The organism is Mucilaginibacter sp. (genome assembly GCF_039207105.1).
GTDB lineage: Bacteria > Bacteroidota > Bacteroidia > Sphingobacteriales > Sphingobacteriaceae > Mucilaginibacter.
Genome location: NZ_JBCECK010000061.1, coordinates 1 through 13,121, shown reverse-complemented (window position 1 = coordinate 13,121; position 13,121 = coordinate 1). Strand labels below are relative to the sequence as shown.

The 13,121-nt window shown below is 36.4% G+C and carries 10 protein-coding genes; all 10 read left to right on the top strand.

Features of this window, described 5'->3' with window-relative positions; translation table 11 throughout:
* The first annotated feature begins 1 nt into the window (after window position 1).
* The 10 genes from AAGC65_RS13820 (at window position 2) to rfbA (ending at window position 12,333) form a co-directional block, all read left to right on the top strand.
* Window positions 2-1,117, top strand: coding sequence for a glycosyl hydrolase (locus AAGC65_RS13820; RefSeq protein WP_343113048.1), 1,116 nt, complete (start codon window positions 2-4; stop codon window positions 1,115-1,117).
* Window positions 1,118-1,180: 63 nt separating this feature from the next.
* Entirely contained in the window at window positions 1,181-2,233 is a 1,053-nt protein-coding gene (locus AAGC65_RS13815; RefSeq protein WP_343113047.1) for an NAD-dependent epimerase, read from the top strand.
* Window positions 2,234-2,318: 85 nt separating this feature from the next.
* Entirely contained in the window at window positions 2,319-3,434 is a 1,116-nt protein-coding gene (gene gmd, locus AAGC65_RS13810) for a GDP-mannose 4,6-dehydratase (RefSeq protein ID WP_343113046.1), read from the top strand.
* Between the two features lie 3 nt (window positions 3,435-3,437).
* A complete protein-coding gene (locus tag AAGC65_RS13805; protein ID WP_343113045.1) occupies window positions 3,438-4,382 on the top strand; it encodes a GDP-L-fucose synthase in 945 nt (314 codons plus the stop codon).
* A gap of 176 nt (window positions 4,383-4,558) precedes the next feature.
* On the top strand, window positions 4,559-5,962 hold the full coding sequence (locus tag AAGC65_RS13800) for a UDP-glucose 6-dehydrogenase (protein WP_343113044.1): 1,404 nt from the start codon (window positions 4,559-4,561) through the stop codon (window positions 5,960-5,962).
* A gap of 418 nt (window positions 5,963-6,380) precedes the next feature.
* Window positions 6,381-7,892, top strand: coding sequence for a capsule assembly Wzi family protein (locus AAGC65_RS13795; RefSeq protein WP_343113043.1), 1,512 nt, complete (start codon window positions 6,381-6,383; stop codon window positions 7,890-7,892).
* A gap of 1,018 nt (window positions 7,893-8,910) precedes the next feature.
* Complete coding sequence (gene rfbB, locus AAGC65_RS13790) at window positions 8,911-9,966, top strand: dTDP-glucose 4,6-dehydratase (RefSeq protein WP_343113042.1); 1,056 nt, start codon at window positions 8,911-8,913, stop codon at window positions 9,964-9,966.
* A gap of 45 nt (window positions 9,967-10,011) precedes the next feature.
* A complete protein-coding gene (gene rfbC / locus AAGC65_RS13785) occupies window positions 10,012-10,566 on the top strand; it encodes a dTDP-4-dehydrorhamnose 3,5-epimerase (RefSeq protein WP_343113041.1) in 555 nt (184 codons plus the stop codon).
* A 36-nt stretch (window positions 10,567-10,602) separates the two neighbouring features.
* Complete coding sequence (gene rfbD / locus AAGC65_RS13780) at window positions 10,603-11,469, top strand: dTDP-4-dehydrorhamnose reductase (protein ID WP_343113040.1); 867 nt, start codon at window positions 10,603-10,605, stop codon at window positions 11,467-11,469.
* Between the two features lie 6 nt (window positions 11,470-11,475).
* Window positions 11,476-12,333 (top strand): glucose-1-phosphate thymidylyltransferase RfbA, encoded by an 858-nt coding sequence (rfbA, locus tag AAGC65_RS13775; RefSeq protein WP_343113039.1) that lies wholly within the window; start codon window positions 11,476-11,478, stop codon window positions 12,331-12,333.
* Window positions 12,334-13,121: the final 788 nt, after the last annotated feature.

The following is a 13,121-nucleotide window of genomic DNA, read 5'->3' as shown; positions in this document are numbered from 1 at the left end:
AATGAAAAGTTTATATGCGTTCTTACTTATAATATTTGCGTTTAAGGCTATGGGGCAGGATTTGCCTATTGATAAGGATGCTACAAGGGAAACCAAGAAACTTTATCAAAATCTTAAGGGAATAGCTTTTAAGGGCGTATTATACGGACATCAAAATGATTTGGCACACGGAGCAGGTTGGGATAATCAATTTGATCGCTCGAATGTAAAAGAGTTGTCCGGATCTTATCCATTTGTATTTGGTTGGGATTTGGGATGGCTTGAAGTAGGAAAAAAGAGAAATATTGAAAGTATTCCGTTTGATAATATTTCCAGGTATATAAAATTTGTTTATGCGCAGGGTGGGGTAAATACAATATCCTGGCATTTTAATAACCCGGTTGCTCCTACAGAAATTGTAAGAACCACCAAGTTAGTTGATTCAACGGTGAGCCGGTTGTTTTCCAATCCATCTAACCTAAATCGATACAGATCATGGTTGGATACCCTGGCTAATTTTGTTACTAATTTGAAAGGGCCTAATGGAGAGTTAATACCGCTAATTTTCAGACCGTTTCATGAAAATACCGGCAATTGGTTTTGGTGGGGTAATGGTCAGTGCACTCCCGAGCAGTACGCCAAACTTTGGCAATTCACGGTTAACTATTTAACCCGTGTTAAACATGTGCATAATTTACTTTATGCATATAGCACCGATGCTTTTGAAACGCAGGAGCAATACCTAAATCGATATCCGGGCGATAAATACGTAGATATCCTGGGATTTGATTTTTATGATGGTCCCAAAATAGACAATGATTCAGTGAATTTGTTTACGCCAAAAGCATTACAAATGGTCAAGGTAGTAAGACAGCTTGGTCAACAAAAACAAAAGATATGGGCTTTTACTGAAACGGGATATAAAAATATGCCTATCAAGAATTGGTGGACAAACAATCTTTATCCTGTTTTAAAGAACTCAGGTCTTTCGTATATATTAATTTGGGGTTATTATAAGCCTGACGATTATTTCGATACGTTTAAGGGACAAGCAAGTGCTGACGATTTTATGGATTTTTCCAAGAATCACAACATCCTTTTTTTAAATGATAAGCCTAAGAATTGGATTTATAAGTGATTATATCTCACTGGCTTGTGCGATGAATGATGTTATTCATTTTTTTTATTTCGAATTTAACTTATGATGAAAATACTAATTACGGGTACTGCAGGTTTTATTGGCTTTCACTTAGCAGAAAAATTTTTAAATTTAGGACACCAGGTTGTTGGATTGGATAGTATTAACGATTATTATGATGTAGGACTAAAATATGGACGTTTAGCCGTATCAGGGATCGAAAAGGAAAGCATTGAATATAGCAAACCGGTAATCAGTAATAAATACCCAAGCTATCGGTTTTATAATCTTTTACTCGAAGACGAGGCAAATTTATTAGAGCTTTTTAAGACAGAGCAACCGGATATTGTTATCAATTTGGCAGCTCAGGCAGGTGTAAGATATAGCTTAGAAAATCCTCATGCCTACGTTAAAAGCAACGTAGAGGGCTTTTTAAATATTTTAGAGTGTAGCCGTAAATTCAATATAAAGCACTTACTTTATGCAAGTAGTTCAAGTACATATGGTTTAAACCAGGACGCTGTTTTTTCAACCAGCCATAATGTTGATCATCCGGTATCGCTTTATGCCGCAACAAAAAGGAGCAACGAGCTAATGGCGCATGTTTACAGCCATATATATAATTTGCCTACAACAGGAGTTCGTTTCTTTACGGTTTATGGCCCTTGGGGGCGGCCGGATATGGCCCCGATGTTATTTACAAAAGCAATTTTACAAGGTAAGCCGATATCTGTATTTAATCATGGTGAAATGATGAGAGATTTTACCTATATTGATGACATCGTAGAAGGGGTTTATAGGCTTGCTACCGAAGTGCCGAGCCCTAATCCGGAACAGTTTTCAAAAGAGCCTCTACCTTCTAACTCCTCGGCACCTTTTGCTATATATAATATAGGGAATAATAGTCCGACAAAGCTTATGGATTTTATTGAGATCTTGGAAAGAAATTTAGGGGTTGAGTCAATAAAGAATTTTGAACCAATGCAACCCGGCGATGTTGTATCTACTTATGCCAATATTGATTCATTAATTGAAAAAACTGCTTATCACCCTACTACAACTTTAAATCATGGCATTGAAGAGTTTGTTAAATGGTACAGGGAATTCTATCGTTAAAATTAAAAGACTGTTGAATGCGAGTAATCTAATTTCAGCAAATTGCTTATTACTAATACTTAATCATTAAATAAAAAAATACCACATGAATAAAAGAGCCTTAATTACAGGTATAACTGGCCAGGATGGAGCCTACTTAACGGAATTGCTACTAAAAAAAGGATATGAGGTGCATGGCATAAAACGTAGGAGTTCATTATTTAACACAGACAGAATAGATCATTTATACCAGGATCCGCATGATTCGGAACTAAAGTTGATTTTGCATTATGGTGATTTAAGTGATTCAACTAACCTTATACGTATTATTCAGCAAGTACAGCCTGACGAAATATACAACCTTGGGGCTATGTCTCATGTTAAGGTAAGTTTTGATACCCCTGAGTATACAGCTAATGCCGATGGTATAGGAACACTCCGTTTATTAGAAGCTATTCGCATATTGGGTTTAGAGAAGAAAACAAAAATCTACCAGGCTTCAACGTCTGAATTGTATGGCTTGGTGCAGGCTGTTCCACAATCGGAAACTACTCCTTTTTATCCTCGCTCACCTTATGCGGTAGCCAAAATGTATGCTTATTGGATAACTGTTAATTACAGAGAAGCATACGGCATTTATGCATGTAATGGTATCTTATTTAATCATGAGAGCCCTTTACGCGGAGAGACTTTCGTTACGCGTAAAATAACCAGAGCGGTTGCTAAAATAGCAATGGGTTTACAAGATAAATTATTTTTAGGAAACCTTGATGCACAAAGGGATTGGGGACACGCTAAAGATTACGTTGAAGCAATGTATCTGATTTTGCAACAAGAAACCCCTGAAGATTATGTTATTGCTACAGGTGTAACAACCAGAGTAAGGGAGTTTGTAAGATTGGCATTTGGTCAATTAGGAATTACTGTAGAATTCAGGGGTGAGGGTGCTGCTGAAAAAGGTTATATAGTAAGTTGTTCAAATCCCGATTTTCAGGTTGCGATTAATAAAGAAGTAGTAGCCGTTGACGAGAAATATTTTAGGCCAACAGAAGTTGATCTTTTAATTGGCGATCCAACAAAGTCAAAAACAAAACTGGGTTGGGAGCCTAAATACGATTTGCAAGGTTTGGTAAGTGAAATGGTTACCTCTGATGTTGAGTTATTTCAGCGTGAAAAATTACTCAAGGATTCTGGTTACACTATAAAAAATCAATTTGAATAATTAATGGAGTTATCTTCTAAAATATATATAGCAGGTCATCGAGGTATGGTCGGCTCGGCCATATTTCGTAAATTAAAAGCTGAGGGTTATAATAACTTTGTTTTTCGGACATCCGAAGAGCTTGACCTCCGGGACCAAAAGCAGGTAAATGATTTTTTTGCTCTTGAAAAGCCTGATTATGTGTTTTTAGCTGCAGCAAAAGTGGGCGGAATTATTGCCAATAATACTTACCGTGCTGATTTTTTGTATGATAATTTACAGATACAGAACAATATAATTCATAACGCTTTTCTAAACAACACCAAGAAATTGATGTTCTTAGGATCCAGCTGTATTTATCCTAAGATGGCCCCTCAGCCATTGAAGGAAGATTACTTGCTTACCGGCCTTTTGGAACCAACCAATGAGCCGTATGCGATTGCAAAAATTGCCGGTATAAAAATGTGTGATGCTTATCGTGATCAGTATGGCTGCAACTTTATATCGGTAATGCCTACTAATCTTTATGGCTATAACGATAATTATCATCCGCAAAACTCCCATGTGTTGCCTGCATTGATACGTCGTTTTCATGAAGCTAAGGAGCAGGGCCTGTCATCTGTTACCATATGGGGAACCGGCTCACCTAAACGTGAGTTTTTGTTTGCCGATGATTTAGCTGAAGCTTGCTTTTATTTAATGCAGAATTATAACGAACCTGGTTTGGTAAATATTGGAACAGGGGAGGATATATCTATTAAAGAGTTGGCCTTACTCATTAAAAAAGTTGTTAATTATCAGGGTGATATCACTTTTGATGAATCTAAGCCAGATGGTACACCACGTAAGCTAATGGATGTAAGTAAACTGCATAGCCAGGGCTGGAAACATAAAATTCAACTTGAGCAGGGAATACAATTGGCTTATGATGACTTTTTAAAGAAAAACTTAGATAGTATTAAATCGTAGTTTACCAAGCAAAAAGCTATCTTAGGCCGGAAAGTCAGCAGTATTTAGGGGAGATGATTTAAAGATTATTTTGAATCTATTGCTAATAAAGCGATAAGCAGAAATAGCCGCTTACTGCAATGCACTGGAATTTAGATTAATATGATTACCAAATAGTGTTAATTAAATAAGTATAAATGGAAAATATCACGAAGATTTGCTGTATAGGTGCTGGATATGTGGGGGGGCCAACTATGGCAGTAATAGCAAAAAAATGCCCCCACATTAAGGTTACCGTAGTTGACTTGAACGAAGCACGTATTGCGGCCTGGAATGATCCTGATACCAAGAACCTCCCTGTTTATGAGCCTGGTTTAGGTGAGGTTGTGGCCGAAGCACGCGGGCGTAATCTGTTTTTTTCAACTGATGTTGATAAGGCGATCGACGAAGCCCAGATGATATTTATATCGGTTAATACCCCAACAAAAACTTATGGAGCAGGTAAGGGGCAGGCTGCTGATTTAAAATGGATTGAATTGTGTGCAAGACAAATTGCAAGTGTATCAAAAGATAGTAAGATTATTGTTGAAAAATCTACTCTGCCGGTAAGAACTGCCAGCGCCATTAAGGATATTCTTACGCATACTGGTGGCGGCGTTCAGTTCCAGATATTATCGAACCCTGAATTTTTGGCCGAAGGAACCGCTATGGAAGATCTTGACGAGCCAGATCGTGTGTTGATAGGCGGCGACAGTACACCAGAAGGTAAAGTAGCTGTTCAGGCGCTGGTTGATGTATATGCTAACTGGATTCCGAAAGAACGCATATTAACCACAAACGTTTGGTCGTCTGAGTTATCAAAACTTACCGCTAATGCATTTTTGGCACAACGCGTTTCTTCTATTAACTCACTCACCGAAATATGCGAGCAAACAGAAGCAGATATCAGTGAAGTAGCAAGAGCTATAGGAACAGACAGTAGAATTGGTCCTAAATTTTTAAAAGCTTCAGTTGGTTTTGGAGGTTCATGCTTTCAAAAAGATATTTTAAACCTGGTTTACATAGCCAGAAGCTATGGCTTGCAGGAAGTTGCTGATTACTGGGAACAAGTAATCATTATGAATGATCATCAAAAACGCCGCTTTGCAAATCAGATCATTAAAAATCTGTATAACACGGTTAATGGTAAAAAGATTACCTTTTTGGGTTGGGCCTTTAAAAAGGATACCAATGATACTCGCGAATCTGCGGCTATCTATGTTGCTGATCACCTTTTAAATGAGCAGGCAGATATAGCCGTTTATGATCCGAAGGTGCCAGAAACGCAGGTATACGGCGATTTGGATTATTTACATACCAGAGCACCTGAAGTTAATAAAAAAGGCGTAAAGGTAATAACAGATCCTTATGAGGCTTGTAAAAATGCTCATGCTATAGCCATATTGACTGAGTGGGACGAATTTAAGGGCTACGATTGGCAAAGAATTTATGATAGCATGCTTAAGCCGGCTAAAATATTTGATGGCCGTAATCTTCTTAATGCAGATAAATTAAGAGCTATTGGCTTCCAGGTACGCTCAATAGGTAGTCATTCCAGCTAATTAAGCATAGTATTAAAAAAAAAGGGTCAGGAAGTTTAAACTTCCTGACCCTTTTTTTTTAATACTATGCCAGCATTTCCTTTCATCAAGAACCTAATTAACGGCTATATAATATAGTTATATAGCCGTAATCATTTACACATCCATTTTTACGTGAGGGCCTGTAATTTAATTTCTAAAATCAACTGCCATAATCCTTTGTGTTTAATTGTGTTAATAAAAAGTATCCCTAAGGTTAAATTATATTTCTTGTGCTTGTTTATTAAATATTCCTATTTTGTGTATTTTTTTAAATTTTATTGAATTATTTTTAATAAAATTTAATTTTACTATCATTGTATATGGCGTATACGCTTATTGTATTGTGAAATTTTAATAAAATAAATATTAACCTTTGAGAAACATTAATTGAAGGTTGTTGTTCAATAGTTTTTATTATCCCCTAAATAAAATTTATATGAAGAGACTTATAGTTTTTGCAGCAGTGTTATTTTTTTATTCAACAGTTACTGCTCAGATAAAGGATGTGCATGTTAGTTTAGAAGCAGATGGTATAGGAACCACATCAGGTGTTGTGCCATTTTGGTTTCGGTCAAATCAATTTGGTAGCATGCCGCTATCAGGTGGCTCAGGGAGTTTAATAGGAAGTATCCGTAAAGATTATGATACTACAAAAACTTTTGATTGGGCAGCATCTTTTGAGGGGCGCGCCAATATTGGTAATTATTCCCGTTTTGATGTAATAGAAGGATTTGTGAAAGGACGTGCAGGTATTTTTGAATTAAAAGCCGGGCGTTCAAAAGATATTGTGGGACTTGTTGATACTGCTTTATCTTCTGGTGCATTTTCCATTTCTGGAAATGCCTTAGGAATACCTAAAGTGATGCTAAGTATTCCGGATTATTATAGCATTCCGATTTTTGGAAAGTTATTTGCTTTTAAGGGTTCTTTTGCTAATGGGTATGCAGGCAATGCTTCGGTACAATATGGAAGTGAGCCGGCAAATTTCAAGACCTATTATTTAGAAAATTCGCTTTATGTAAAAGTTGGCAAGCCTTCCTGGAGGATTAATTTCCAGGCAGGTTATAATCATGAAGCTTTGTGGGGTGATGAGAAACGCGTTTTTGGATCTCACTTTAACTTGTCTGGTTGGCAGACCTATTGGCATGTTATAACGGGGCAGGTATATGCACCTGCTCAATCAAAGGTGGGTAATCATTTAGGTTCGTTAGACCTTGGCGCCGAATATAAATTTAATGATTTTACTTTATTTTTATACAGTCAAAGCTTTTATGATAAAGGAGCTCTAAGTTCACTTGCCAATATTGAAGATGGCCTTCGGGGTATAAGTTTAACAAATAACAAACGTAGATCTGGTAATGTGTATTTGAAAAAAATACTGTTTGAGTTTCTGTACACGGCAAATCAAGCAGGCCAGGTAGATTCAAAAAAAACAAGATCCGGTGCCGAAGACTATTATAATAATTATGAATACCTGGAAGGCTGGTCATACAAAGGCGTTGGCTTAGGCACTCCCTTTATTACTCCTGTGTCTTATGCAAGGGATAACCTGGGTAAATCTAAGGATCAGTTTTTTATCAATAATCGTGTAAGTGCATTGCATATGGCAGCACAGGTTTACGCCTTTCAGTGGTTTTATACAGGTAAATTGTCTTTTTCTCAAAACATGGGAACGTATGAAACAGGAACTGATCCTTTTCGTAGTGTAAGTGTTGGTAATATAAGTGTAATAAGAATGCCAAGAAATCCGGGCACGTTTCGTAAAGTAAATCAGTTATCTGCTTACCTGGAGGGCATCAGGCCATTGAGAAATGGTTACAAGGTTGGCTATGACGTTGGATTTGATCATGGAGAGTTATTATACAACTCCTTTGGTGTTATCTTAAAGGTATCTAAATCATTTTTATAACGATATACGAAAATTCGATCCTTAGCGATGTTTCCGATATCTTAAAACTCCAATGTCCCGTTTTCTTTAAAAAGGAAATAACGCAACATGTCATAGCAAAAACTGTAGTATCAATAATTTCAAGGTTTTTGAATTCAATGTTCTCTCAAAGTGAAATTATATACATACATCCATTGTTATGATGAATGAGCTTTATTGATAAAATCGTATATGGCAATCAAAGCAAACATATCTATTCATCTTAATTGATTTTAACATGAGTTTCATAAGCCCATGAGTGGCTGCTCTTTGTATAAAATCACCATTGCATTGTGGACAGCATATGTCACAACAATCTTTGCTTTTAATGTATGCTGCACCTTTGATAAATGTTACCATGGCGTTAAATTTATAGTTGGTTATTCTAAAATAGTAACTAAAAGGTATAATTACTCATACTAATAACAGATTGTATCGCAGGTGTGTAATTGTGTGAATATTAATATATTGATGACTTTAAGTTAATATTTAAAACTATAACCAAAATTAAAATGATATTCGTTATGATTAATTTAATAACTAATGTTCATCTAATATTAAACATTGCTAACAGTCTGACTACCCGTTTTTATCGGCATTAGAAAATATTGGCACATGAATAGGTTAATGACTTTATCGGAGGGGTAATGTTGGGTTTTAAGGAAATTTTATATCACAGTTATATTGCTAAAAAAATCAAGTACTTTTGAGAATTAAATATAATATTGCTGTATCATTATTTAGTTTAGTTCTTTAGATTTGCCCACTTAATCAGTTATAATTTGTTCTGATTAATAATGGATTGCTTTGATGATTACCTTGTATAAATATTAAATTGGAGCGATTTTTTAACGATCAGGAATTTGGTATATAAGATCTCCAATAAAATGCATCCCATTGTGTTTAAATTGGTGTGTAATAAAAACAAAGAAAGGTGTGCACAAAATAATTTAAATTATGAAAAAGTCTCATCGATCTGTAGTAACAATGATAAATGCTTATGAAAAGAAATATTTTAATTACCGGAGGCGCCGGTTTTATAGGCTCTCACGTAGTTCGTAGATTTGTAAATCAATATCCTCAATACCTCATTGTAAATGTTGATGCCTTAACCTATGCCGGTAATCTGGAAAATCTGAAGGATATTGAGGATGCTCCTAATTACAAATTTGAAAAAGCCGATATTCTGAATGTTGACCAGCTAACCCAGCTGTTTGAAATTTATAATGTAACTGATGTTATTCATTTGGCCGCAGAGTCACATGTTGACAGGTCAATACTTAGCCCTTTAGATTTTGTTTATACCAACGTTATTGGAACTGTAAACTTATTACAAGTAGCCAAAACCAAATGGAAAGATGATTTTAATGGGCATATTTTTTATCATGTATCTACCGATGAGGTATACGGTGCATTGGGCGAAACCGGTTTATTTACCGAGGAAACCAAATACGATCCGCATTCACCTTACAGTGCCAGCAAGGCATCTTCTGATCACTTTGTAAGGGCTTATCATGATACTTACGGTTTGCCGGTAAAAATATCAAACTGTTCAAACAATTATGGACCGAACCACTTTCCGGAAAAACTTATTCCGTTGATGATCAACAATATCATTAGCAATAAGCCGCTGCCGGTTTATGGCGATGGTAAATACACCCGTGATTGGTTGTATGTAATTGACCATGCCAGGGCAATTGACCTTATTTTCCATGAAGGTAAAATAGGCGATACCTATAATATTGGTGGATTTAACGAATGGCAGAATATCGATTTGGTACACTTGCTGTGCAAACAAATGGATGAAAAGCTTAACCGCGAAGCAGGTACAAGTGAAAAACTGATCACTTATGTAAAGGATCGTCCGGGTCATGATTTGCGTTACGCTATTGATGCAGGTAAACTAAATAAAGAATTAGGCTGGAGCCCTTCTGTAACCTTTGAAGAAGGCCTATCTGCAACTATAGATTGGTTTTTGAATAATCAGGAGTGGCTTAATAATATAACCAGCGGCGCTTATGCCAGTTATTATGAGCACCAGTATGATAACCGTTAATTAGCAACGGTTATCATAGTTTAATTTACAAAACATCCATCAAAAATGACTATAACCAAGACCCCTCTTGAGGGTTGTATAATTCTAAATCCACGTGTTTTTAATGACGAAAGAGGTTATTTTTTTGAATCTTTTAACGCAACCACATTTAATCAGGCGGTAGGTTATACTGTAGATTTTGTTCAGGATAATCAGTCATTTTCTACCAAGGGTGTGTTTCGAGGTTTACACCTTCAAAAAGGCGAAAATGCCCAGGCAAAACTGGTGAGGGTTACTCATGGCAAAGTGCTTGATGTTGCGGTTGATCTTAGGGCAGGATCGGAAACTTACGGCCAGTACTATGGCGTTGAGCTTTCTGCCAAAAATAACACGCAATTTTTTATTCCTCGTGGTTTTGCTCACGGCTTTGTTGTTTTAAGTGACGAGGCTGTATTTCAATATAAATGCGATAACTACTATAATAAACAATCAGAAGGAGGTTTGCACTATGCAGATCCGGATTTGGCTATTGATTGGAAGCTGCCTAACAATGAATTAATTGTATCTGAAAAGGATGCTGAGCTACCATTTTTGAAAGACGCTCCCGATTTTGGATTTTAATTTAGCTTCAAAGCATTTCAACTTTTATACATTACCATGAAAAATATTGTAGTATTTGGAGCTTCAGGACAACTGGGCCAGTGCCTTAAAAAGGTTGCAGCAGATAAGGGGATTGATTATATACATTTTCTTCCTGAAGAGGAATCAAATATTCTTGACCTACAGGCGCTTCAGGATGTTTTTGAAACCTATAAACCTACTCATGCCATCAACTGCGCGGCTTATACCGCCGTTGATAAAGCGGAGGATGAAGTAGAGCTGGCTGGTAAGGTAAATAAAACCGGGGCACATAACGTGGCTATTAAATGCCAGGAATTTGGTGCTATCTTAGTTCATATATCAACAGATTTTGTTTTTAAAGGTGATAGTCCCAGTTTGCTTACAGAAACTGATGTTGCCGAACCTATAAGTGTTTATGGTTTAACCAAACTACAGGGAGAGCAGGTCATAGCTGATGTTTTACCGGAGCATTTTATACTAAGAACAAGCTGGTTGTACTCAGAGTTTGGAAACAATTTTGTTAAAACCATGCTTAAGCTTGGTGCCGAACGTGATGAACTTAAAATTATTGCTGATCAGATAGGTACTCCTACTTATGCTATTGATCTGGCTGCTTGCATATTAGAAATCATCAATTCAAACTCTGAAGCATATGGGATTTATCATTACAGTAATGAAGGGGTAACTTCATGGTATGATTTTGCCAAGGGTATATTCGATATATCTGAAACACAGGTTAAAACGCTGCCAATCCGTACGTTTGAGTATCCAACAAAAGCAACCAGGCCGGCTTTTTCGGTTATGGATAAAACAAAAGTTAAAACTACGTTTAATATTACCATTCCTTACTGGCGCGATAGCCTGGCGGAGTGCATCAAAAATTTGAGTATCAACCTACAATAATAAAATATGAAAGGGATCATTCTTGCCGGCGGTTCCGGAACGCGCCTGTATCCAATAACCAAAGCGATAAGCAAACAATTAATGCCTATTTATGATAAGCCGATGATTTATTATCCCTTATCTGTATTGATGCTTGCAGGTATAAAAGAGATATTGATTATAACTACTGCAGAAGATAGTGATGGCTTTAAACGATTGTTAGGAGATGGTGCGGAACTTGGCTGTAAATTTGAATACGCTGTTCAGGAAGTACCCAACGGCCTTGCACAGGCGTTTGTAATAGGCGAACAGTTTATTGGAAAAGACAAAGTGGCACTTGTGCTTGGAGATAACATTTTTTACGGTTCGGGCTTTAGTAAACTTATTCAGAGCTTTAATGATTTAACAGGAGCTGCTATTTTTGCCTATCCGGTTGCAGATCCTGAACGTTATGGTGTGGTTGAGTTTGATAAAGGCTTTAAAGCACTTTCAATTGAAGAAAAACCTTTAAACCCTAAATCAAATTACGCGGTTCCTGGTTTATACTTTTATGATAACAGCGTTGTTGAGATAGCCAAAAATATAGCTCCATCGCCAAGAGGTGAGTACGAAATTACAGATGTAAATAAAGTTTACCTCGAAAACGGTTCTTTAATGGTTGGCCTCATGGATCGCGGAACAGCCTGGTTGGATACCGGTACTTTTGATTCTTTAAGCGATGCAACTGAGTTTGTGAGGGTAATTGAAAAACGTCAGGATACTAAGATTGGTTGTATTGAAGAGGTAGCCTACAGAATGGGTTATATTGACCATGACCAGCTTATGGCATTAGGGGAAAAATATATTAAGAGCGGCTACGGGGCTTATATTAAAAAGTTAGTGTAGCTGATATTGTTATATCGTGTACTGGTTCACAGTGTGCTATTAAATAAGGTGTAGTATAAATGATGCGGCTCAGATTTAATTCAAAACCGCATGAAAAGATTGCGATGTGCGCATTTTAGAAGGCGTATGTTTTACTCAAATTTCATTCTCCCAATATGGTTTTTTAACTTAAAAAGACCAGTATTATCCTGCTAATATCGCACACGCTATTAGCAGGATATTTCTATATATCTTTTAACACAATTGATCTCGCACTGATTTTTGGGATTTACCATCTTTTGTTGAGCAATTTCTGCCGATTGGATGAACGCATATCGGCCTCGGATTTCTTACTTATGTGAAGTTATATAATAGGGATAAAGAAATGGCTAAAACTGTTAAGAATAGTAATCCAAAATAATGAAATGTGAAAACTACAACGAAAATTATTGAAGAAATAATTTATTTAAGGTCGACTTCACGCAAGTTTTCTTAAGATTTGTATTATTCAACCAACTATTTTCGGTTGTAAAGTGCATAGTCGATGACCTATATTTATGAGATTAGTTTGAATATCAGGTATTTAATAGCTTGTGATTAATTATATGTTAATCTATGTTTTTTAGGCTTTTTATGATGACGAAAGTTTTATCTTAGCCGCGTTTGAACAGGTGTGTATTATTCACAAATGTTCACGTTAAATGATCAGAATAGGTTCAGTTATGATATTTAAAATATACCCCATAAATACCCCTACACATGAATAAAAACAATTATGCGATCATTATGGCCGGCGGCATCGGCAGCAG